The organism is Cyclobacterium sp. 10D3-21 (assembly GCF_055809755.1).
On record NZ_CM147924.1, the window covers coordinates 919674 to 943657 of the forward strand.

General features: G+C 37.8%; 23 protein-coding genes. 5 read left to right on the plus strand and 18 right to left on the minus strand.

Annotation, left to right across the window (positions count from 1 at the left end; all coding sequences use genetic code 11):
• Positions 1-8: 8 nt before the first annotated feature.
• The 16 genes from AC0L7T_RS03920 to AC0L7T_RS03995 all read right to left on the minus strand — a co-directional run bounded on the left by AC0L7T_RS03920 (position 9) and on the right by AC0L7T_RS03995 (position 14723).
• Positions 9-770: a YoaK family protein gene (locus AC0L7T_RS03920; RefSeq protein WP_473341164.1), complete on the minus strand. Its 762-nt coding sequence runs from the start codon at positions 768-770 to the stop codon at positions 9-11.
• Between the two features lie 133 nt (positions 771-903).
• A complete protein-coding gene (locus tag AC0L7T_RS03925; RefSeq protein ID WP_473341165.1) occupies positions 904-1581 on the minus strand; it encodes a type 1 glutamine amidotransferase domain-containing protein in 678 nt (225 codons plus the stop codon).
• A 183-nt stretch (positions 1582-1764) separates the two neighbouring features.
• Positions 1765-2766, minus strand: a complete 1002-nt coding sequence (locus tag AC0L7T_RS03930; RefSeq protein ID WP_473341166.1) for an NADP-dependent oxidoreductase — start codon at positions 2764-2766, stop codon at positions 1765-1767.
• A 10-nt stretch (positions 2767-2776) separates the two neighbouring features.
• Positions 2777-3349 (minus strand): TetR/AcrR family transcriptional regulator, encoded by a 573-nt coding sequence (locus AC0L7T_RS03935; RefSeq protein ID WP_473341167.1) that lies wholly within the window; start codon positions 3347-3349, stop codon positions 2777-2779.
• A gap of 504 nt (positions 3350-3853) precedes the next feature.
• On the minus strand, positions 3854-4282 hold the full coding sequence (locus AC0L7T_RS03940; RefSeq protein WP_473341168.1) for a DUF1330 domain-containing protein: 429 nt from the start codon (positions 4280-4282) through the stop codon (positions 3854-3856).
• Positions 4283-4378: 96 nt separating this feature from the next.
• On the minus strand, positions 4379-5422 hold the full coding sequence (locus AC0L7T_RS03945; protein WP_473341169.1) for an alpha/beta fold hydrolase: 1044 nt from the start codon (positions 5420-5422) through the stop codon (positions 4379-4381).
• Positions 5423-5618: 196 nt separating this feature from the next.
• Entirely contained in the window at positions 5619-6083 is a 465-nt protein-coding gene (locus AC0L7T_RS03950) for a hypothetical protein (protein ID WP_473341170.1), read from the minus strand.
• 3 nt (positions 6084-6086) lie between these two features.
• Positions 6087-6503, minus strand: coding sequence for an EVE domain-containing protein (locus tag AC0L7T_RS03955; RefSeq protein WP_473341171.1), 417 nt, complete (start codon positions 6501-6503; stop codon positions 6087-6089).
• Positions 6504-6835: 332 nt separating this feature from the next.
• Positions 6836-7927, minus strand: a complete 1092-nt coding sequence (locus AC0L7T_RS03960; RefSeq protein WP_473341173.1) for an SGNH/GDSL hydrolase family protein — start codon at positions 7925-7927, stop codon at positions 6836-6838.
• On the minus strand, positions 7911-8636 hold the full coding sequence (locus tag AC0L7T_RS03965; protein WP_473341174.1) for a DUF1919 domain-containing protein: 726 nt from the start codon (positions 8634-8636) through the stop codon (positions 7911-7913). The genes AC0L7T_RS03960 and AC0L7T_RS03965 overlap by 17 nt, the downstream gene beginning before the upstream one ends.
• A gap of 286 nt (positions 8637-8922) precedes the next feature.
• On the minus strand, positions 8923-9363 hold the full coding sequence (locus tag AC0L7T_RS03970) for an SRPBCC domain-containing protein (RefSeq protein WP_473341175.1): 441 nt from the start codon (positions 9361-9363) through the stop codon (positions 8923-8925).
• A 54-nt stretch (positions 9364-9417) separates the two neighbouring features.
• On the minus strand, positions 9418-10317 hold the full coding sequence (locus AC0L7T_RS03975) for a helix-turn-helix transcriptional regulator (RefSeq protein ID WP_473341176.1): 900 nt from the start codon (positions 10315-10317) through the stop codon (positions 9418-9420).
• A gap of 264 nt (positions 10318-10581) precedes the next feature.
• Positions 10582-11973, minus strand: a complete 1392-nt coding sequence (locus tag AC0L7T_RS03980; RefSeq protein WP_473341177.1) for a NosD domain-containing protein — start codon at positions 11971-11973, stop codon at positions 10582-10584.
• Positions 11974-12031: 58 nt separating this feature from the next.
• The gene (locus AC0L7T_RS03985) at positions 12032-12490 is read right to left on the minus strand and encodes a hypothetical protein (protein WP_473341178.1); all 459 of its coding nucleotides are present in this window, start codon (positions 12488-12490) and stop codon (positions 12032-12034) included.
• 283 nt (positions 12491-12773) lie between these two features.
• The gene (locus AC0L7T_RS03990; protein ID WP_473341179.1) at positions 12774-13706 is read right to left on the minus strand and encodes a leucine-rich repeat domain-containing protein; all 933 of its coding nucleotides are present in this window, start codon (positions 13704-13706) and stop codon (positions 12774-12776) included.
• A 33-nt stretch (positions 13707-13739) separates the two neighbouring features.
• Positions 13740-14723 (minus strand): NAD(P)-dependent alcohol dehydrogenase, encoded by a 984-nt coding sequence (locus tag AC0L7T_RS03995; RefSeq protein ID WP_473341180.1) that lies wholly within the window; start codon positions 14721-14723, stop codon positions 13740-13742.
• A gap of 1416 nt (positions 14724-16139) precedes the next feature.
• On the opposite strand from AC0L7T_RS03995, the gene AC0L7T_RS04000 reads away from it, so the two are divergent.
• Together AC0L7T_RS04000 and AC0L7T_RS04005 are read left to right on the plus strand one after the other, a co-directional pair.
• Entirely contained in the window at positions 16140-16619 is a 480-nt protein-coding gene (locus AC0L7T_RS04000; protein WP_473341182.1) for a DUF2975 domain-containing protein, read from the plus strand.
• Positions 16620-16622: 3 nt separating this feature from the next.
• A complete protein-coding gene (locus tag AC0L7T_RS04005) occupies positions 16623-16850 on the plus strand; it encodes a helix-turn-helix domain-containing protein (protein WP_473341183.1) in 228 nt (75 codons plus the stop codon).
• 879 nt (positions 16851-17729) lie between these two features.
• On the opposite strand, the gene AC0L7T_RS04010 is transcribed toward AC0L7T_RS04005, so the two are convergent.
• Positions 17730-18212, minus strand: a complete 483-nt coding sequence (locus AC0L7T_RS04010) for a hypothetical protein (protein ID WP_473341184.1) — start codon at positions 18210-18212, stop codon at positions 17730-17732.
• A 981-nt stretch (positions 18213-19193) separates the two neighbouring features.
• On the opposite strand from AC0L7T_RS04010, the gene AC0L7T_RS04015 reads away from it, so the two are divergent.
• The 3 genes from AC0L7T_RS04015 (at position 19194) to AC0L7T_RS04025 (ending at position 21679) form a co-directional block, all read left to right on the plus strand.
• Positions 19194-19961 carry a helix-turn-helix domain-containing protein gene (locus AC0L7T_RS04015; protein WP_473341185.1) on the plus strand — a complete coding sequence of 256 codons (768 nt, stop codon included), beginning with the start codon at positions 19194-19196 and terminating at the stop codon, positions 19959-19961.
• 33 nt (positions 19962-19994) lie between these two features.
• Positions 19995-20918: an MBL fold metallo-hydrolase gene (locus AC0L7T_RS04020; protein WP_473341186.1), complete on the plus strand. Its 924-nt coding sequence runs from the start codon at positions 19995-19997 to the stop codon at positions 20916-20918.
• A 509-nt stretch (positions 20919-21427) separates the two neighbouring features.
• Positions 21428-21679: a hypothetical protein gene (locus AC0L7T_RS04025; protein ID WP_473341187.1), complete on the plus strand. Its 252-nt coding sequence runs from the start codon at positions 21428-21430 to the stop codon at positions 21677-21679.
• A gap of 662 nt (positions 21680-22341) precedes the next feature.
• Here AC0L7T_RS04025 and tnpA read toward each other — a convergent pair.
• A complete protein-coding gene (gene tnpA / locus AC0L7T_RS04030) occupies positions 22342-22779 on the minus strand; it encodes an IS200/IS605 family transposase (RefSeq protein WP_473341188.1) in 438 nt (145 codons plus the stop codon).
• Between the last annotated feature and the right edge of the window lie 1205 nt (positions 22780-23984).

Sequence of the window (23984 nt, forward strand, 5' to 3'; positions counted from 1 at the left end):
GAAAATGGCTATGCAACTAGTTTCTTGATTTTGTTCCTTTTTCTTTGGTCGTATTTACGCTTTGTTTTAATTACTCTGTACCTAAAATCATCGTAAAAAAGACCGCCTAATAAAATTATCGCACCAAAAATTAAAGTGTTTAATTCAAGACCAATTCTTGAGTAAAGAAATCCTCCAATAAGCCCGCCAGCAAAAAAGAAGAGTATAATAAAAATTCGGAGTTTAATCGTGGCTTTAATTTTTTCTCTGTTGGGGTGTCGTTTTGGAAATAACAATTGAGACAGTTCTATGCCTAAATCTGTAAATAGCCCAGTCAAATGGGTGGTCCTTACAATAGTGTTTGAAATTTTGGTGACGAATGAGTTCTGTATACCCATTGCAAAAAGCAGCAAGCAGGCAATTACATCTGGATGAGTTATGACTACAAAATTACTCATCAAGGCAATTGATAATAAAATAATGCATTCGATTATTGTAGGTAAAACGAAGACATTCAATTTCTTGTTCTCTCGATAATTTTCAATTAAAAAGCTTGATAAAAAGGAGCCAAAGAGAAAGGAGAAAATATAAAGGAAATAAATGGTGCCCTTCCAAAATTCAAAATTGGAAAGGTCATTAATAAATAAAGCAAAGTGACCTGTGACATTTGTAGTCAACTGCTTAATTGATAAAAATCCGGCCACATTAACAATTCCAGCCACAAAAGACAAAAAAGTAGCAATTTGCAAATTGTGCTTGTAAGTTCTGCTTTTGCCTTGATGTCTAAACATTTAAATTATATTTAGGGTGACGATTAAGGCAATTTAATTAATATTTCGCCATCGCTTTATAATGAAAAGAAATAAATAAAAAGGAAGGCCAAAGGTCTAATCCTAAGGCCTTCCTTTTTATTCCTAAGAGATATTAACTTAGTCTTTTCAATAAAAGTTCAGCGGCCAACTCCGAAGAAGCTGGGTTTTGTCCAGTGATCAATAAACCGTCTGTTACTGCATAGGAAGCCCAGTCATCACCTTTGGAATAGATGCCACCATTCCTCTTCAACATGTCCTCTACCAGGAAGGGTACAATATCTGTCAATTGAACGCCTTCTTCTTCGCCGTTAGTAAAACCGGTTACTTTTTTGCCACTAACCAAAGGTGTTCCGTCTGCATTTTTAGTGTGCTTGAAAATGGCTGGAGCATGGCAAACAGCAGCCACAGGTTTGTTGTTTTTTATGAAGTCCTCTATCAATGCAATAGAGTTTTTGTCTTCTGCTAAATCCCATAATGGTCCATGACCACCTGGATAAAACACCGCATCATAATCTGCTTGATTTACCGTTTCTAATTTTACTGTGGAAGACAGGATTTCTTGTGTTTCCTTGTCCTCATTAAACCTTTTTGTCGATGCTGTTTGGAAGTCAGGTTCCGTGCTTTTAGGGTCAATAGGGGGTTGTCCACCTTTTGGGGAAGCCAGGGTTATTGAAATCCCATTGTCTATTAGTAAATAATAAGGAGCCGCGAATTCTTCTATCCAAAACCCGGTTTTTTCTCCAGTTTCGCCCAATTTATCATGGGAAGTCAATACAAATAATACTTTCATCGTTTTTATTTTTTTAATTTCTACCCTAAGATTCTTCAGCCTTTCAAAAAAAATTACTGAGCCTTAGAGCATAAGGTTTGTTTATTGATCCTTTCTCGGTACCAACGCTTTTATAGTGACAAGTAATTGTCTCTTTAAAAGTGTTGGCAACAAGAGTATGTTTTAAAATGGCTGATCTTTAGCCTAAACTTTCACTACCATTTTACCTTTGTTTTTCCCTTCGAAAAGGTCTAAAAAGGCTTGTGGTATATTGTCAAATCCCTCTATGATGGTTTCAGAAGCATGCAGCTTACCTTGTTGCAACCATTCTGCCAATTGTTGGATGGCTTCAGCATGTTTGTCTGCATAATCAGAAACTATGAATCCCTGCATTAAAGCACTTTTCTTTACCAGGAAGGGTTGCACACTGAGGCTTTTGGGCTTTTCAGTTTTATTGTAAACTGAAATAGCACCACAAATTATGGTTCTTGAGAATTGATTAATGTTGAAAAGTACGGCATCTGAAATCTCACCGCCAACATTGTCAAAGTAAATGTCAACACCATCTGGACAAGCACTTTTTATTGCCTCGACCATGTTTTCGGTGGTGTTATAATTGATGCCTTCGTCAAATCCGAATTCGGAAGTAAGCATTTTCACTTTTTCATCAGTACCTGCTATTCCAACTACTCGTAGTCCAAGGATTTTACCAATTTGGCCTACCACAGAACCTACCGCCCCAGCTGCTCCGGATACGAGGAGGGTTTCACCTTTCTTAGGTTTACCTATCTCTCTCAACCCAAGAAAAGCAGTAAGACCAGTCATGCCAATAATTCCCAGGTAGGCAGAAAGTGGCGCCTTATCAGGGTCAACTTTACTTAGACCTTGTTCTTTGGCTACCTGTGTTTCCTTCCATTGTAAGGAACCGATTACCTTATCACCTTTGGTAAATTTTGTGCTTTTTGATTCCAAAACTTCAGCAATAATCCCTGAAGAAATGGGTTCATTAAGCTTAAAAGGAGGGACATAAGAAGGGGCATCGCTCATTCTTCCCCTCAAATAAGGGTCCACAGAAACATATTTTGTAGCCAACAATACTTCTCCATCCTGCAATTCAGGGTTTTCAGAAGTGGTAAAGTCAAAATCTGTTAAGGCAGGTGCTCCTTGTGGTCTGCTTTTTAAATTAATCGTTTTTGTAGTACTCATGTTTTTTTAATTAAATTTTAATACTGTTCCAAGCCATTTCATAGGCTTCATTAATGTTTTCCGGTTTTATCTCAAACCGCTCGCGTTGTTGCAATAAAAAGGATATAGGATAGATGCTAAAAGCGTAAAGCAAATAAGGAGAAACGCGTTTTATAACTCCTTCTGTCTGCCCTCGCTCCCAGAGCGTCAATAAAGGGCTTAAGTGTTTAAGGCCTTCCTTTCTGCTAGGTTCATCTATCATCGGCGTATTTTCACATTGAGATAAAAACATGGATTCTTCTATTTCATTCAACTTGAACGCTGCTATATTCTTCCATATTTTTTCAAAGTCAATTGCTATTGAATCAGTCTCTTCATAATCTTTAAAAGCAAACTGTGTGAAAGAAGCTTTAACTTCTATGTATACTTGATTGACCAGGTCCTGCTTGTTTTCAAAGTAGAGATAAATCGTTCCTGGGGACACTCCTGCCATCTTTGCAATCTTAGACATAGGTGCTGCATGGAATCCATTGTTGTTGACAAGTTGGATTGTCGCCTTTACCAGGGCCTCTCTTTTATTCCTACTTTTTGGGATGCTGCTCATTTTTATCTTATTGAATACTTACTCAACGGAGAATAATGAATGAACGTTCATTTTTTTTAATATTTTATTTTCTACTGATTACATGCTAGTTGTCTTGTACCATTTACCCTGCAAAATCAATGCTAAATTTGTCTTGAGGTGAAAGGGGAGGGTGAAAAGTAAAAGGATTGATTTATAGGTTATTAAAGTAGGAGGTAGATGTCAGTACGGTTAACCGGATCCTGAGTGGAAGGGGTAGGTATTTCGGATACGTTACCCTAAGGCTTCGGCTCCGCTCAGCCACCGGGAGTTTAGGTATTCACTGCAATGAGTATTTAAAGTTAACTGGTGTGATTTATTCCATCTAACTCTTTATGGACTCGAGGTAATCATAGTAAAATTGGGTCATTGTTCCAATTTATCAGCCCCGAAAAGGCTAAATATCACCGCCACGTGTAGCCCTGGTTCAGTCAATGCTGACAAAATCGCTCACCATAGATTTGTAGTGAGGGAATGTAAAAAAGATTAGGTGTATTTTTCTTTTTCGGTAATGGGGAGCAGTCTTGAGTCTTCCAATGCAGCGGTCCTGTGTCCGGCATATTTCAGGAATTCTTTCTTTTGAGAAAAAGATATAAATGCGGTCGCAGATTGATGTTCAACCAACAGAACAGCGTCCCATTTTTCAGCCTCAGGTCCAATGATAAAATTATTGCATTCTCCGTAAAAGAAAATGCGACTTCCTGCCTCTTCCAAGTGGGGAAGGGTATTGTCCATATAAAGTTGAAAAGCTTGCTCTCCTGAAATTGGATCAGCAGGTTTTAAGGATTCCAGGTTGGTATAATCGGCCAGGTTCCTAAACTTCAGCAGGTTCATCATAACCACTTTGCCTTTGTCATTAAAGTTTTTGTAAAAGCGGATTCCAGCTTCTGCCGTTGCATCTAAATATTTATCCATTATTTCTTTTGATTGGTATCCGATTAACTACCGGAGACAGTGTTCTCTATATGGTACAGTTTGGTTTATGTGCCTGCCTCTCTTTTATTATTCCCATTATTCAATGGGTAGGTACTTAGTTATTACCTCGTACTGCTTGTCCACTACAGATTGATTGAAACCATGCGCAGCATGTGGTAATAAAAAGTAAGCTTTGTTCGGTGCAGTTATTTTATCAAAATAGGGTTTGCTTAAATTCTTGGAAGTCAATATATCGCCTTCGCCCTGAATCAGGTAGACGGGTATTTTAAAGTGCAAAGCATCTTCGCTAAAATCTATTCCAGAAACCATTGAACTTAAACCTAATTTTTTATGACCAACAAGGTTGACAAAGGAATAATCATCCCCATTGTAGCGGTCTTCACTGTCTTTTCCATTGTCATAGTCTGCAGCTATTTGGAACCAGGAAGCAGGGGCTGGAGTTTCCCTTTCGGCCTCGTATTTTTTTATTATCCGCAGTAATTTCCCATAGTTTTTGGCCTCCTCATAAGGTGGTTTTCCAAATGATTCAAGCATTTTCATGGCCTCATTGTCTTTGTTGTCCTGAGCCAATACCAAAACAGTTTCGTAAGCATCTTGAATATTTTTCAAAAAATTTACGATTTGGGAATGACCTACATAGGCATGGAAAAGTTCTGGTTTATTATAGGCCATTTTAGTCGCCAAAACCGAACCCCATGAAGAAGCCAGAAGGATTACTTTTTTCTTGTTCAGGTGATCAAGAAGGTATTGGGTGAGTTCGATTCCATCATTGGTCATTGTTTCCACTGACAATGGATGATTGATTAAATAGGCTTCATTTAATTCTTCCGGTGCATTTCGGCCATAGGTTCTCCCTGCACCTCTTTGGTCCCAATGCACAAGTATAAAATCTTTGGTCCAATTGGCATACATGTTTTGTTCAAACTGGCTTTGGGTGCTGCCGGGCCCACCGTGGATAAAAAGAATTATGGGTTTACTAGCATCCTCTCCTTTGATCGTAACCCATTGCTCAATTCCACCAATGCTGACATACTTTTCTTCCTCTATCTTTTGACCGTGGGCAAAGGATATTGTAGTGAAAGCAAACAATAAGAAATAGACAATTTGTTTATTTTTCATGAATTCTATTTTTCTTAAAGAGACCAATTTCCATTAAGTGATTGATAACCAATATGGAAATGCTAAATCTATCTGCATGGTGCCATTTAAATCCAATGGGAGAAGTAAAACATTATAACTGTCAATTAATGCCAAAGAATAGGATTCAAATTCTAGTAAATTGAGCGGATAGCTTTAACCTGTTTTATAGCAATAATTAGCTTTTGCTGAATCTTTCCCACTTTTTCCTTATTTCAGTTTTTTTGTCTAACTCTTTGCTCATTGTTTGGCAAAAGACCACAAACTCTTTGTCTTCAACATAGGTGTTTTTTAGTACATCCGAGGTGGTCAACCAAGCCTCTTTGTACTCAATGTCATTTGGGAGGTTGGACAAATAACCGTCTAATCCGTCGTAAATATCTGTTATCAATTTGTGAGCAAATCGTTCTGTCCATTTTTTGTTCCCAGAAAGGGCTTCCGGTTTGATTACGGCAAGTAGAAGTATGGCCAATAAGGTAACCCCGAAAAAGAGTATTGAAGACCAGATTAGAATTGCCCTCTCTGAACTGTCATCGTTATTGGTAATAAGAAAGCCAAAAAAGGACTCGACCAATAGTAAAAAAAAGACCATGAAACTAAGTGGCGTTTTTACAAGCTCAAGAATTGTCTTTGAATCTTTCATAACTTACTGAGTTATTGGTGTAGGTTCTCCAAGGCCACTGATTAATTTGATCAAACTTTTTGACTCTGAAGAATCCACTAAAAAATTGAAAGCCATAGGGGCTCGAAATAATAATAGGTTGGATAAATTTGGGTATTTTAATACTTTACTTTTTGTAATGGGTTTGTCAAACCTCTCTTTATACAAAACATCTACCCCATAACTCTCCCAACCTTCCTTTATATAGGGCTCAGAAATGAGTTCGCCCCAACCATATAGGCCTCTAAACCGGTCGTCCCCACCCATCCAAAAGTACACCAGATCACCAGGTTGCATTTTGTTTCGATAGCGGGTGGCATACCAGGTGTCTTTCTGTCCTTTTATCAATTTCTCTCTCAAATCGTATTTTTGAGGTAAACATTGAAAAATAAACGTATTCATAGTTTATGGTTATTATTTGATTCCAAAAGGCTGTATTGTTCCCCAATTGATAGGTGAATATCATAGAATGTTGGGTTGAATGATTTGGAGGGACCACTTTTCATCCCTTCCTAAAACATCCATTTAATATATAGAGATATGGGAAAGAAAACAAGCCCTGGAAGGATGTCTTGAATAAAACTAAAAATTATCGAGGTTCCTAAAGTTTGAAAATAGCCCATTGGTAAGCAGATGTTTACCTCTTGGTTTATTGCTAAACTTATTTTCAAATGCTATGCAGTAGCAGATGTTAATTTGGATCGTCTTTTGGGGTTGATAAAGAGGTTGTCTTTTTACCTTATGTAATTCTTGATTTCAGGAAAATCGGCCAGGAATCTGTCTGCCATTGCTTCTGCTCCCTTTTTATCAGGATGGACACCATCTTTGGCCAACATCCCGGCTTTCCAGTTTCCTTCACCATCAGATACTGCTTCATCAAAGTCAATGTACCTATAGCCCGAAGCCCTGACAAAATCATTCTTGCCTCTGTTGTTTCTTATTTCCACAGTTGGAACGGTTGCGAAAATTAGGGTCACATTGTTTTCATCACACAATTTTATCACCTTTTCCACATAAGCTTTCCATTCATCATTGGCGACTCTTTCAACGTCACTTTTATCATTCATTCCCAGGCACCAAATGGCATATTTGGGTTTATGAATAGAAAAGGCAGCATTGATAAAATCATAGGAATCCTTAGACTTGCCCCCTGGCAACCCATCACATAAAAATTGATAGCCTGCCGCATGTATATAATAGGGCCACCTTGATGGATTAGCGCTACTTACATAACTGTCGCCAAATACAAATACATCAGACTTGTAATCTTCGCAAATAAATTCAAAAGTGTCAACCTTTATCTCCGTACCTGAAGAATGAATAAATGGTTGGTTCATTCCTATAAAATCGGAAGAAAAACTTAAAGTGTCATTTTCATTTATTATGGTGACAGTACTTGAACTTAAGCCTCTTTCAATTTTAATGCTAATTTCATTTTTTAATTTTAGCTGATGCTTGATAGCTGTCCTGGCAGTTACATTGGTGACTCTGTTAGAGATTATACTGTCTGGGGTGATGATTAGATTACTGGTAAGGTACCTGCCACTACCTTTACCAATGGTAAGAGTGTCAAACTTTTCAATTTCCCCACTAAATGCGATGGTGTAAAATTGCTTGATGGAAGAATTCACCAATTTGTACTCTTCTCCATCTTTAAGGGTGAAGTTGCTTAGCTTTTGTTGGTGCAGTTCAACTTTCCCCTGATCGATGAGATTTTCTTGCTTTCCATCATACGATGTCTCGTTAAAATTGAAACCCAAAATGGATGTGGCAGTTAAAAGGAGTGCTAAAAAAAGAACTGGTTTATTTTTAAGTTTTAATTTCATCTTCCTTGGAGGTACTGTTGGATAAGAATTTTAAAATTGATTTTAAAAAAAGTATGAAGCCCAGATTAATACTGTCGTCTAACAAAATGAGATTGAGGATCCGGTATTTATTGTTTTGAATAGGCGTTCCAGTATTTAACCATGAAATATAATCAAAATATTTTTGAGTGTATCCGAATATGTAATTATTATCAGCAATATTTTTCTTTTTAATATACACGCCGTTGTGGATTTTCCCGGAATAAAATTTCAAAGTTTCATCAGAATAGAATGCAACGCTGTTGGGTAATTTCATTTTGTTCCAGCGTTCTATATCTTGTTTTTTACGGCAATGGTAAAAGTCAAAATCGATTTTATAAAAAATTCTGTCCGGGTTGATTTTTTTATACCGCATTCGGAATAGCCGTTGCGCTACATCAAATCGATCGTAATGGAGAAAGTGAATTTTTGCATAGGGAGTTCTTCCCACGGGGTAAATTGTCCCCGTGATTTGTTCACATTCGGTTTTATCCAGTTCTTTTACTTCATACGCATATTCACTATTCAAATTTTCGATAAAATCCAAATAGTCTTTTTCAATGCCAATGCCCACTGTTGGAGTAAGACATGGCAATCCAAGGAATTTATACAATTCCCGGCCCCAGCAGTTGTCTGATATTATAGAGAAGTCATGATTTTTAATTCGTTTTAAAGAATAGTAACGAGCCAAAATTCTGCGAGAGTACAAAAAACCTTTTAAAATTTCACGTGTTTTTTTTAAGTGCATTTATTCCGATAGGTGATAGAAAAATAAAGGATCATAAATCCCTTTAAAATGGTTTCAAAAAGATGCTCTATGCCACTGTTAAATTAAATAAGCGCTTTTGCGCTTTTCCAGATCTTTCGTTTAAGTTTATACGAGATTAAAATCTGGAGGTTAAATATAACTAAAAAAATGTCTGTTACAAAAGTATGAATTTCGTCTATTAAAGTTTTAGTGATTCATTATAAAGAGATTATACATCTTTTCCGCTAAGGATTTTTTTCATCCGCTCAATGACCATGTCCCAGCCCATGTTAGATTCATCGTGCCTCTTTTGGGCATTCTCTGTCCCCTCAAAATCCTGTATCAAATTGAAGGTAGCTCCCGATTCTGAATCGCCTACTTCATAGGTCAAATGTGCGTAATTTTCCGGTTTGTCTACTATTCCACTATTGGGATCCAGCATCGTGAAGGATACTTTTTCCCCGTTTTCAATTTCTGTTATTTCTCCTTTAACATGAACAATATCATCCCCATCCTCCGTTTTTCCTTTCCAAATGATAGTACTGCCAACCTTCCATTCGGAAAGGACCTCACAACCAAACATGTATTGTTTTGTCATTGCGGGATTGGTTAGCAAATCCCAGATCTTTGATTTACTGGCATTGAAGGCTACTTGTTTTCGGATTACCATTGATTTTTTTTCTTTTATAGTTTTTTTCAAACCCAAAAATGAGTGATTCTTGGCTTAGATGATTGTAGAATCTGGAAAATTTCTAATACTATTGGGAGCAATACCGAATTGCTCTTTGAAGGCTTTTGAGAAATGTTGTGGAGAACCATAGCCTGTTTCATAGGCAATTTCTTTTGCTGTTTTGGAAGTTTCTAGCAAAAGCCTTTTGGCCAGGTTCATGCGGATGTGTTTTATATAGCCAAAAACGGTAATGCCATTAAGCTCCTTAAACCCCTTCTTAAGCTTGTATTCATTTAAAGAAACCAATTTTGATAACTCACTTAATGTAGGTGGATTGTCAATTCTCGCAGTCAATAATTCTTTGGCATCTAATAGTTTCTTCCGGTCATTGTCGTCTTTTATATAAGTCTTGTTCACTTGTTGTTCATACAATTCAGCTTGTAGCACCAGCAATTCTATACTTTTGGATAAGAGAAACAAATCTTTGAGACCTTCTGAATAAGGGCAATGAATAATCTCATTGATAACAGATTGAATTTTGAAATTATTGGTTTTCCATTCGGGTGAAAGAATGGCATTTTCCTTGTTAATTACCTTTTCAGCAAGTCTTTTTAGTGATTCATTCCCATTTTGCGCAATCTCAATAAAAAAATCAGTGTTGAAGCTTATTCCAAAAGTCTCAATCCTTTTGCTTTTATTTTCAACGGTTATTTCAAGCCCATCAGAATACAAAATATTGTTATGGTGTCCTGAAAGTTGATAGGAAGCGTTAAGCTGCGTAAACTTGAAATCATAAGCCCCATGGAGTCCAAAGTGAAGCCTTACAAATTCGGATTCATTTTTTGAAATATTAAGCCCAAGAGAATCGTAATCAATGATATTGTGAGAAATTTGAAGTTTGTTCAATTCCCACAGATTGGAGGTCCTTTTAGCGATGTTTGTAGCTTGTTCCATCTTAGACGAATAATTTCTTTGGCCTTGCTTTAAATTGCTAAAATCCTAAATAAGCATCTTTTACATGCTGAAATTGAAAACAGTCTGGTTTTCTTGTAAATGCAATAATCCGATAAATTTAACGATAAATCAGAGCCCTAGCGGTGCGAAATATATGTAGCCAAAGGTGTCAGGCCTTGGGGAAAACGTTTAGAATAACCTGATTTTGGCGGTATTGTTGCTTTTTTTCTGCAACAATGCTGACAAAATCTTATCGGAGGCAAGTTAATATTTGTACTTGTCAAATGGTGCAGAATCTTTTGGGTCAATAGGCCTGTAAAGGTTGTCCTTGGAATTTCCCGTTTCAGCCACTGCGTTGCCACCCTCTCCAAAGGTGATAATATTGTCTACTACCACACAGTTACTTGAATTGTGCAGTCGAACGACTGTCTGACTAATAAGGGTATGGACAATATTGTTAGAAAACATCAGCTGCTTTGCGTTGTCGAACTGAATAAATGATTGCCCATTTGGTTCTGAATCCGTTGTTTTGCTTCGCTTTCTGCTGTCGAGGTATTGGGCAATGCTGTTTCCTGAAACATTTAAATTCATGCTTTTCTTAACATGGCAAAAAGAGCCATAGGCTGCTGCACCTGTGGAGATTTTCCAGTTGTAGACTGCATTTCCAGTAATTGTAGAACTCTGGATTTCATCAATTTCAAAGCATTTACTTATATAAGCAAAAGTATTGTTGTGGAAGCTAGAAAATACAGGTTTCTTCAATTTAAAAGCTGTTTCCAAGTCGGCAAATAAGTTGTCACTGGCCATCATTCCTTGGCCATTGCCATGGAGTCTGATTCCGTAGGTCAGTTGCCCAAACCAGTTTTTATTGATGTAACTAACGTCGCAATCGGCAATGTCTATGGCCACGTATAATTCAGTAAAATAGCAGCCTGTAACCCTAAGTAATTCACATTTTGCTACACCTTCTCCTTTGGGTGCCTTTGGCAATACGATTGCCCGTTGACCTTCTGCCTCTACATCCTTATACCTGTCCTCGGCAGGGTACCAGTGTAGCCCTCTAAAATTGGGTTCATCATTTCGAAATCGGCTATAGCCATCGGCAGTATTCACTCCGGTATTGTTATACCCTACAAAAGAAAGGTTTTCCAATTCCACTTTTAAATTTTGATTGGGCCAAGGTGTTTCTCCTGAAGGAAAAGCTTTGCTACGTCCCGCATAGTCAAAGGTGATGCAGTTAGGGCCAGTGTTTTTGCCTAGTCGGAAAATTGTGCCACTTTCAATATTTGCACCATGTATGTCAATTCCCCCGTGGGCATGCCCAATTAGTTTGACACTGGCTATTTTAACAACGACAGGGGCATCCAGGAAGTACACTCCGGGTAAAAATGTAATGGTTGCCGATACATCTTTTAAAGCCCCAAGTTCATCGAAGATAGCCTGTAGCGCAGCTGAAACCTCAAGGTTTCCGGTATTGTCAAGGTGGTAGGTAAACTTCCCATGGTTGGTCAAGGCTTCAACCGTAGCTATTTTTTCATTTGTGACGGCAAGGGTGGATAATTTTTGTTTTTCTATCCTTTCTGCATCGACATTCCAGCTTAAAATGGAAAGGAATAGGATGGTTAATAGGGTTGTTTTCAGTTTGTTAAAATGCATCTTTTTTTGCTTCGCTAAATTTTCTTTCTTTTAAAATTATCCAACCTGGAAGAATGGCTTAGAATTTCACTTCCATGTTTAGCTGCCTGCCTTCTTCATGTGCTTTCTTATCCATGCTTGTACCTACCGAAAGACCGATGGCCATACCAATGGGTAAACCAATTGCTATAAGACCCATATTCCCTAGACTTGCGCCGAGTGCTACGCCTAGTGGAACGCCAAAAGCGGACATTCCTATCGCCATCCATGTATTGCGATAATGGTTGATAGGGACAATTTTTAGTTCTTTTTCTATAAGGGTGATGATTTTAGACTGTTTCTTTTTGGTTTGACTTCGCAATTTTTCATTAGAAATCAAATTCAATTCATCTATGGATGCATTTATAAAAACTGTAATTTTTTCTGGCAATGCTATAACCTTTAGCTCATCTATTAATTTTTCAAATTGCGTATAAACCTTTTGTAATTTTGGGTTATTGCTAATTTCTGGTCTTGGTTTTAGAGAATTGATTTTCATAATGTATTTACTTTGGTCCCAGAAATCTTTTTCACCAATTAATTTGAATAGTTATTCAACTAATTCAGCTTAAATATAAGGCAAAAGGGCGAACGTTCCAATGTAGGCAAAGTGCCTTGCCTTTTTATTGATTTTTCCGTTTGGTAGGTGTATTACTTTCTCCGTGCTGGTTGAGCAATTCACTTTTTAAAATTTTCGGGTCTTTGATTAATTTCGTTAATTTCTTCATTACAGAAGCCTAGGTTCTTGCTAAATGCTCTTCAGGTTCACTTTTTCTTTTGTCTCAATCGCAAGGGCTAGTCCTAAGTTCCTGGTGATCCTGCTTGGCTATCGTCAAAATATTTTGGTTTTGGCCAATTCTCACACAACTTAGATTTGTATTTTTGCTAATATCAAGCAGATTCAGCCCAATGAGATTTCTGACATCCAAGCCCTTGAGAGAATTGCTTGAAAGCCATAATTTTTCTAAGCTAACATTGTTGGTAAGATCTATCTCTTTTAATTGATTGGCCGATAAGGTCACATATTTCAAATTTGTATTGGTGCTTAAGTCTATGGTTTCAAGCTCGTTTAATTTGGCGATCATGGTCTCTAAGGAACTGCAGCCCTGCACATCCAATTCCTTTAGCTTATTGGTTTCAACATTCAGTCCTTTTAAACCTGGAAGGTTGACAGAAAGGCTTTCCAGCAGATTCCATGAAAGGTTTAAGGTCTTCAACTGATTGGCATTATTTAATCCATTGATTTCAGTAAGATTATTTAAGATGAGATTAATGTCTTCCAGTTGCTTGTTGTGGCCAATGTCCAATGTCTGAAGATAATTGGCTTCAAGGTACAAGGAGGTTAATTTTTGGTTTGCTGCTAAATTAATTTCAGTTAAAGCATTGTTTCCAGCGGATAAGGATACCAGATCTTCAAAAGCCTCAATACCTTTAAGGTTTGCTATTTTGTCTTCTTCAGGCGTTTCAAGAGAGCTGTCTAAAACCAATGTGCTGATATTCCTGGCATCCTCTGTTAAAAGCATTTGGTTAATTAATCCGTCACTATCGATGCCGAGTTCAATTAATTTTTTTTCAAAATTCGGATCCGGAATTTCAGTGATATGCTTTTGGTTTGTATCCGGTGTAGCTATTAGCCCATCTTCTGAACATGAGGAAATAATACCAAAGAGCCCGAATAACAATTGAGAATAAGTTGAAATTATTTGCTTTTTCATTTTAGTTCGTGTCATTTTTGATAAAGGAATAGATTAGGCAAGGGCAAAAGGCTTAAGGACAACATTGCCCTTTTTGTGGCCTTTATCTATATAGGCATGTGCTTCAACTACTTGTTCTAACTTGTAACGGCGGTCGATTGGGGATTTGAAATGCCCAGCTTCAATGATTTCAAGCAATACTCCCATTAGTCGCTTGATCTCCTCCGTAGGTAAAGATCCAGTAGCCGAAAATTTGGCTTTCTTGTTTCCAAATAGGGAAGTAGTCACCATGTCCCCCAATAATGGCATACCCAATACAGGGGAAGCATAACAGCCATTTTCGGTTAGGGCATCTTTACATTCTGCAAAGGACCGAGAACCCACAGTGTCATAGATTAAGTCGTAACTATTTTTGTTTTGGGCAAAATCTTTTTTTGTGTAGTCGATGACGGCATCAGCACCGAGGGAATTTACCATTTCAATATTGGCTGTGCTACAGACAGCAGTTACAATGGCACCATAATATTTGGCGATTTGGATTGCGGCCGCTCCCAAACTGCCTGATGCTCCATTGATTAACACTTTCTGTCCGGGATAAATATTGCCGATATTGCATAGAAAGTTGAGGGAAGTAATGCCGCCATCACACATTCCTGCTGCCTCTTCAAAGCTGATTGATTTGGGCATATGTGCCACTACACCCTCTTCGGGTATGGTTACAAACTGTGCGTAGGTACCAAAAGAGGCTATGTTTTCCCCAAATACGTTGTCACCTATTTTAAAATTTGTTACCTCCGAACCAACGGCCACTACAACTCCGGCAAAGCCTGTACCCCAGATTTGATGCTTTGGTTTGGAGATGCCTAAAAACAGTCTACCTATATAAGGTTTTCCGGTTCGCATCATCGTGTCTGCTTTGGTTACCGCAGATGCGTGAATGCGGACAAGAATTTCATTTGATTTTGGGCTAGGCTTGGCTACCAGGTTTAGTTTGAATACCTCTGGAGAACCATAACCAGTTGTGATAATTGCTTTCATTTTTTTATTTGTTTTGATGGTTTACAAAACAAATGTGGGACAAAATGCAGGCGTTTGCGTTCCAGATTCCATCCATCTGTTCAGGATTATAAATCCGAACAAATTTCTTTAATAATGAGCTTGAAAAGAAAGTTTTGAAGAAGGCAGATTGGTTGGACACCCAGGTAGAATTTAGGTAATCTGTTTTTTTTCTGGCATCCAAAGTAGATTTCACCTAAAGCCCGATCCTGTTGAATTGGTTTTCATTAACCAATTCAATAGGCCCATGAAAATATTAATTGAATTCATTTATCAATAAAATTGATTACAGAACCTCAATATCCCCCAGCTTCAGCTGGGGGATATGAATGTAATATCATATCTCGGGGCTTTAGCCCAATCTTCACCTTAAAAAGTTAAAAATATTAATTTTGCCCTAAACCTAGGTTGATGCCTTATTTTTCCAGCACCCATCTCTCCTCCAAAATTTGGCTAAAGACGGGTGAATTGGTATGGCTTTTATAAATGGGCTAAAACCCTTTCTTATTGAGCAGATTTCGTTAATCAATTTGAATGGGAGGAAAGCAGAGCTATTGAATGAATTTGGAAATTTTCGGCATTTTAGGTCTAAGTTACGCTTCGCTAAACTTGGACCAGCCTACCTACCGGTGGCTGAGCTTGTCGAAGCCAGAGGAGTCGAAGTCTCCAATTTCAAATCGAATTGATCCCAGATATCAATAGCCCCCAGCTTCAGCTGGGGGATTGGAATGAAATATCAAATCTCGGGGCTTTAGCCCAATCTTCACCTTTCAAGGTTATAAGAATTAATTTAACCCTAAACCTAGGTTGATGCCTTATTTTTAAGCATCCAACTCCCCTCCAAATTTCGGCTAAAGCCGGGTGAAATGGTATGGCTTTTATAATTGTCCAAAGCCCATTCCTATTGAGCAGTTTCGTTATTCAATTTGATGGTGCTATTAAAAGAAAGTTGGAAACTTTCGGCATTTTAGGTCCAAGTTACGCTTCGCTAAACTTGGACCAGAAAGGAAACTTGGACCAGAAAGGGGATAATTCTAAGGTAGCTGTCCACATTCGTATTGACAATAACGGGTGTAGTGGTAACTAGATCTGTTTTTTAATTAAAAGTTCTTTTAAGCCGGAAAGTAGTTGAACAAATTCAACAACTGCTCTTGGCCTTAACCTTTAGCCTTCACTGAAAACAAGCCTCAGTATAAAAATAACAGACATGCAAATCCAAAGTACCGGATTTGATTAGTTATCCTAACCCTCCGATGATTCAAATGCAAAACTTGAAAATAGGGTTCATAACACAAAGAATTAAAATTTTCGATAATTCATCTTTGTAATAAATATTTATTGTTTATCAATAAATATTTATTACTTTTGTTGATAAACATAAGATTTCGTAAATTCATTATGAATAAATATTCAATAATATTCCTTAAGGCAGTCCTATTGCTTATCGGAATTGGGGCTTTTGCCATTTTGATTTGGTTTCCCTTGACCGAAGGAAGAGCCACTAATTTAGACTTGTTTAACATATATTTTGACCCGTTCATTTTGTATGGATATGCCGTATCAATCCTCTTTTTTATTGCACTTTACAAAGCTTTCAGATTACTAGGATACATTGGACAAAATAATGTATTTTCATCAAACGCTGTTAACGCTTTAAAGAGTATTAAGAATTGTGCCATTGCAATAAGTGCATTAATTGTAGCAGCAGGTATCATCATAAGAATATCTCATAATATAGAGGACGACCCAGCGGGCTTTCTTGCCATTTGCATTGTAACTACTTTTGCATCAATAGTCATTGCTACCACAGCGGCAATATTTCAAAAATTATTGCAAAATGCCATTGATATGAAATCCGAAAATGACTTAACAATTTAAGCTATGCCAATTATTGTAAATTTAGATGTGATAATGGCCAAGCGTAAAGTTTCTCTCAATGAACTTTCTGAAAGGGTTAATTTAACCTTATCTAACCTTTCTATCTTAAAGACAGGTAAGGCGAAAGCTATTCGTTTTAGTACCTTAGAATCTATTTGTAAAGCATTGGACTGCCAGCCAAGTGATATTCTGGAGTATGTAAATGATGAAAATGGACCAACCAACAGCTAATATCCCATAAATATTAAAAGTTTGATTCTTCACTATTCGGTAGCCCCTACTAATCTCCCTATTGTAAATTACAATTATAATAAGGCAGTTGGTTGCATAGGCAACTAACCTTATACCTGTGAAGTATTTTGAAAAACAGTCAGTGAAATCATGTCCAAAACCTAGTGCATAATAAATTAGCAAAGGTTATACAATTAAGGTTTCGATTCATTGTCTCGCTCGATCGGAATTGGAAACAAGATCCCGTTGTAGTTCTAGTTTGCGGATTGGGTAGGTTTTGTTGAGTGTCTCAGAGGCTTATAAGGTACCCTTGAACATACCCTTATACCTTCCTAACTCCAATTTCTGACAAGAAACAGAGGGGTAGTGCCTAAAACTGACAACATTCGACCTTTTAGCTCGAATTTTCCACCTTTGAACTCAAATTTTCGACCTAAACCATCGAAATTTCGACCAAAAAGGGACATCATTCTGGTCTTAACGTCGAAAATATGACATAATTGCCGGAATTTTAAGGGTATGGGTGAGAAAATTGGTATCCCAACGTAGAGAAGGGTACCTTCGAGGGTACCCATTTCAGTTTTTAGCTTCAAAATTCGAGCTTTGAGGTGGGGTTTTCAATTTTTTATCCGGAAAATTCCGCCTTTTTGGCAGATCAATTGAGATAGAAGCTCGGTAATTCGACCAAAAAGGGTCAAAATTCGATGGTAGAACCGAATAATTCGATTTTTTTAATTCGTTATTAGCTGTTTGAATAGCGGGGCAAAGAAGAAAAAGAAGAGAGATTACAAATCACCTGAAAAAAAAATAGGGTACAGCTCAATAGATTTTGACTGTACCCCTTAAATTGATTTGGGTGACATAAGCATGGTTTGTTATTTAGTTATTGGATTCATCGGAAGAACCATATTTAGCTCTTAAAAAGCGTTGCTTAAGATCATCGTGGATCACTTTAGCATCCGCAATATTTAATTTGGCACCATATTTCACAGAGTTATAGTAGCTAAGTGCTCCCACATAGGCTTCAGACCCTGCCATCATTACGGTATCATTCAGGTTGCTTTCCACCTGCTGCAAATCCCTAAGCAGTGGCATCAGGCCTTTCACTGCCGCCCAGTCTTTATTCAATTCATTCAAATCAACAAAGGGAGGAAGAAATTGACCATCTTCCTGGGCATATTCCATTACTTTTTCCACAAAGGGCATGGTACCATCGCCCATTTTAGGCACTTTCTGTCTCTCGACGGCACTAATCGCAATCATGTAGGGGCTTAAAGTGTTTTTAAGGGTAGCGATGGCTTCTTTAACGGTTTGCAATTCCGCTTCCGGAATTGCAATAGATACTGTGTTTTTCGTACTCATGTTAATTGGGTTTAATGTAAAATTTAATAAACTACATTGAAAATACTTTTTTATTATATAAAATGCAAATAAAGAGCTGTCAAATGCATTAAAAAGGTAGGTATTTAACTGTGAAGTTCTCAATTATCAAAAAATAACTATACTTGTGGCTGATTCTGACGAACTCCGGTGGCTGAGCTTGTCGAAGCCTAGGTGTGGTATTTAATGCTCCATTCTCTATCCAAATTTCGGCTAAAGCCGGGTGAAATGGTATGGCTTTTATAATTGGCTAAAGCCCATTCCTATTGCGCAGGTTTCGTTAATGAATTTGCGTGGGAGGAAAGCAGAGCTATTGAATGAATTTGGAGATTTTCGGCATTTTAGGTCCAAGCTACGCTTCGCTAAACTTGGACCAGCCTGCCGGTATCACATTTCCGGTGGCTGAGCCTGTCGAAGCCAGCCGAGTCGAAGTATCCAATTTCAAATCGAATTGATTTCTGATTATCAATAGCCCCCAGCTTCAGCTGGGGGATTTGAATGTAATATCATATTTCGGGGCTTTAGCCCAATCATCACCTTTCAAGGTTATAAGAATTAATTTAACCCTAAACCTAGGTTGATGGCTTATTTTTCAAGCACCCAACTCCCCTCCAAAATTTGGCTAAAGCCGGGTGAAATGGTATGGCTTTTATAATTGGCTAAAGCCCATTCCTATTGAGCAGTTTCGTTATTCAATTTGATGGTGCTATTAAACGAATTTGGAAACTTTCGGCATTTTAGGTCCAAGTTACGCTTCGCTAAACTTGGACCAGAAAGGAAACTTGGACCAGAAATGGATTCCCTAAATAGGCCAGGCAGGTTGCAGCAGGGGAGTGGTGGCTTTTTTTGCAACAATGCCGACAATACCTTGTCCTAATTTCCTTACCTTAGTGTACCTGTTAATTCCCTGTAGCTCTTTTTAATGTTAGGGATTTTACTTCGCAATACTTAAATCTTAAACCTTTGAACCATTTAATTATTTGGAAGGAACTGTCTGTTTTTATTGGAGTTAACTATAGAGCCATAGCTAAGCACCAGCACCCATTAATTCAGCTGATAGCCGGAGTTAATAGCCCCTACCTTTGGAAGGATGAAAGTGGAAACTGGATAGATAAAAATGTTCTATTGGTAGCGCCAAACCATCCTCATGAATGTGACGCCAAGGGACAGAAAGTGGTAATTGTCAGTATTGACAATGAATCTCATTTGGGAGAATACCTTAAAGAGAGGTACTTGAAATCTAAATCAATCATTGATTTTTTACCCAATTATGATAAACTTGATTTCCCCGGATTGATTAGCTTACTAGCGGACAATCAATGGGCTGAAATACATCAAATGATTAGGGGTGCTCTCGGTTTTAATGGTTCTGTACCGGTTTCTAAAAAGAAGGATGGGCGAATTCAAAACGTCCTGGATTTTATAAATAGTAATATTACCTCTGAAATTACTACCAAGACACTAATGGAGCAGTCTTATTTAAGTGAGAGCAGACTGCTCCATTTATTTAAACAAGAAATGGGATTGCCCATTCGGAATTATATTCTTTGGTGCAGAATAAAAATGGCTTTTAATAAAATTATTGAAGGCAATAGCCTCACTCAAGCGGCCTATGAGGCAGGGTTTTCAGATCAAGCGCATCTAACGCGTACTTTTGTTAAAACCATAGGCATTCCTCCTTCTGCTGTTTTGAAAAACAGCAAATTCGTTCAAGTTTTCTTTCCCATCTGAACCCACCTTTGTCTTATAAAAATAAAGTAAGACATGAACATAAAATTAAGGTGCTACACATTTATCCTTGCTCTAATACTAGGGAGTGCGATTATTGGTTGTGAATCCTCTCAGCCAATGAGAAGCAATCATCCATTGCCTCCAAGCAAATTGATGCACAAGAGCTGGAAAGAAATATTTAAAATGGATGCTCAAATTGACTCCTTTAAAATTCTTAATACAGGAAAGGTTAAGGTGCCTTTAGATGGCATGCTAAATGTAAATAAATTGGCTGCTGATCATGGATTGCCTGACTTTTTGTGGGTAGACGTATTTGCTTTCTTATTTCATCATGAAAAAAAAGGATGGTATATGATCGATACAGGTCTTGACAGTTCTTTTCAGGATAAGGGGAATATCAATGGCCTACTGGCAGGTAAGTTTATAAAAGACGCCAGGCAAAATAAATCCCAAAACATTAAAGCACAGCTGGATAAGGAGGATAAATCGGTCAAAGGAATATTTCTTACCCACCTTCATGGGGATCATACTGCAGGATTGCCCGAAATTGACCCGGCTATACCAAAATATATTGGGAAAGGAGAAGCACATCTAAACATTCCCCTCCTTTACAGTTCAAATCACCTAACAAAAGAAGATACGCTTAGAGAACTTGATTGGAAAAAAAGCTTGTCCATATCTCCTTTGGAATCTGTAATTGATATATTTGGGGATGGTTCCTTTTGGGGAATTCATACACCAGGACATTCTAACAGTCATTTGTCTTATTTATTAGTAACCAAGGGAGGTCCGGTATTATTAACAGGGGATGCCAGTCATACAAAATATGGTTTTGTTCATCAGATCGAACCAGGTTGGGTGGATGACAATGTATTGGCGGAAAATAGCCTTGGCCAATTAGTTAAATTTGTTGAAGGCCATTCTGAAATCCGAGTGGTTTATGGACATGAAGAGTAAAATCAATTGCCTGTTACATTTCATTCTGCCAACTTTAAGCCCTAGTCTGGAAGCCATCTTTAAACAAAGAGGGGGAATAAAGGCGAGACTTAGCGCTCAGCTCCTAAATACAGCTGATCGGTACCGTTAATTTAAGAAATAGACTGGTGTCTTTTACAAATTAAGCCTTAGGTTTAAAATTCGCGCACTAAATAAGGTCTATTTCAATTGCCAAATAACCAAGCATTCTTGCAAGCTCAATGTTTAAGTGTACCCTGAGCCTGTCGAAGGGAACATTTCAGAAGCTTGGTGAATGATGGTATTTCTATTTTTTTGCTCCAGAAAATTTAATATTCCAAAATTTTTATTTGTACGTAGATTGATTCCTTCTCCGAAATCCTTAATTTGACAAAGGATACAGTAAAGGGCGTGTAGATGGTTCGTATATACGCAAATCTTATGCTAAATGTGTATATAAAAAGATGATGTAGCGCATTAAAAGAAACATGAAAAAAACATTCAATCTTTTTTTGGTTAGTATTTCTATCATCGTATTGATACTTATCGTGGCGACATTTTGGGATTACCTAGGATTTGGTGAAAACAAAACTCCACTCGCATTGACCGTAACAGTAGCTTTTGGAATAAGTATCGCAGGACTCTTTCTGGGAATCTCTGAAATTCGTAAGAATAAGTCCGCCCGAACAGTAATTGGAGTTATAGGGCATGTTATCGTTCTTATCTTCTTTTTCTTGACTGCAGGATATGCGCTAACACTATAGCAATAGCTTTTATCGTTGATAATTCGGTCCCGGTGGCTGAGCCTGTCGAAGCCAGCGGAGTCGAAACCCGGTGACTGAGCGGAGTCGAAGTCAACCCAGGGCACCTCTGAAGGATAATTCGATGGCGTAAACTGTAATGTTTTTAATGAAAGTTGATAACTTTCCGCATTTTAGGTCCAAGTTACGCTTCGCTAAACTTGGACCAGACTGCCGGTATCACATTTCCGGTGGCTGAGCTTGTCGAAGCCACCGGAGTCGAAGTATCCAATTCCCAATCAAATTGATTCCCTAATCATCAATAGCCCCCAGCTTCAGCTGGGGGATTTAGAATGTAATATGATATCTCGGGGCTTTAGCCCAATATTCACCTTTCAAGGTTATAAGAATTAATTTAACCTTAAACCTAGGTTGACGCCTTATTTTTCAAGCACCCAACTCTCCTCCAAATTTTGGCTAAAGCCGGGTTAAATGGTGTGCCTTTTATAAATGGGCTAAAGCCCATTCCTATTGAGGTGATTTCTTTAATCAAATAATTCAGTTATAGCCCGGAAACGGCATAATGCATCCCATTTCCAATCGAATTGATTCCCAAATATTAATAGCCCCCAGCTGTAGCTGGGGGATTGAATTGGAATATCGTGTCTACGGGCATTAGCCCAATCTCAATCCTTTATTTTCTTAAAATTATGTTTTTTGATAAACGCTAAATATTCGTCTTCAAATGTTACATTTTTGTGATGGTTTTCTTGGTTTCTAATATAATCTCTGACCTTTCTTACTCCTGATTCTGAAACAGATGTAGCTAAATATTCATCTTGCCATTCAAATTTATCTTGGGTAAGCTTATTTTGGTTGATCCAAAAAGAAGATTCTCCTTTAATCAATTGCACCACTTTTTGAATGGTTTGGTTAACTCCAAGAGAAACCAAACAATGACAATGTTCTGAATAACCATTTATGTGGTCGATAAAAATTCCTTTCTTATTAGAATTATCTCGAATGTGGCTCCATACCTTAGTTCTCAATTCTTTGGAATTTAAAAATGGAAACCTGTTTTTGGTGCTCCAAACTAAATGAATATAAACCTTTACGAAGGGCATGGGTAAAACTTATTGTTTCAAGGTCTAATTTAATGATTTCTTTACAATTTCAATATTTTTAGGGAGTGTAGAGGTAAATTGCTGTAAGTTAAGGTCCTGACTTGATTTTATTCTTATTCTGGATAAATTTCGGCTAAAGCCGGATAAAATGGTATGACTCTTAATAAATGGGCTAAAGCCCATTCCTATTGAGGGAGTTCTGTTAAATAATTCAGAAATACCGCTTACAAAATATAATACATTTTTATTTCCCATTGAAATGAATCTGATTATCAATAGCCCCCAGCTTCAGCTGGGGGATTGGAATGTAATATCCTATCTGGGCTTTAGCCCAATATTCACCTTTCAAGAATAAAAAGATTAATTAAGCTCTAAACCTAGGTTGATGGCTTATTTTTCAAGCACCCAACTCCCCTCCAAATTTTGGCTAAAGCCGTGTGAAATGGTGTGCCTTTTAAAAATGGGCTAAAGCCCATTCCTATTGAGCAGTTTCGTTATTCAATTTGAATGGGAGGAAAGCGGAGCTATTAAATGAATTTGGAAATTTTCGGTATTTTAGGTCCAAGTTACGCTTCGCTAAACTTGGACCAGCCTGCCGGTATCACATTTCCGGTGGCTGAGCTTGTCGAAGCCAGCGGAGTCGAAGTATCCAATTCCCAATCGAATTGATCCCTGATTATCAATAGCCCCCAGCTTTAGCTGGGGGATTAGAATGTAATATCATATTTCGGGGCTTTAGCCCAATATTTACCTTTAAAAGTTAAAAAGATTAATTTTGCCCTAAACCTAGGTTGATGGCTTATTTTTCAAGCACCCAACTCCCCTCCAAATTTTGGCTAAAGCCGGGTGAAATGGTGTGCCTTTTAAAAATGGGCTAAAGCCCATTCCTATTGAGCAGGTTTTGTTATTCAATTTGACGGTGCTATTAAAAGAAATTTGGAAATTTTCGGTATTTTAGGTCCAAGTTACGCTTCGCTAAACTTGGACCAGCCTGCTGGTATCACATTTCCGGTGGCTGAGCTTGTCGAAGCCAGCCTGTCGAAGCCAGCAGAGTCGAAGTGTCCAATTTCAAATCGAATTGACCCCAATCATCAATAGCCCCCAGCTTCAGCTGGGGGATTAAAATGTAATATCATATTTCGGGGCTTTAGCCCAATCATCACCTTTCAAGGTTATAAGAATTAATTTTGCCCTAAACCTAGGTT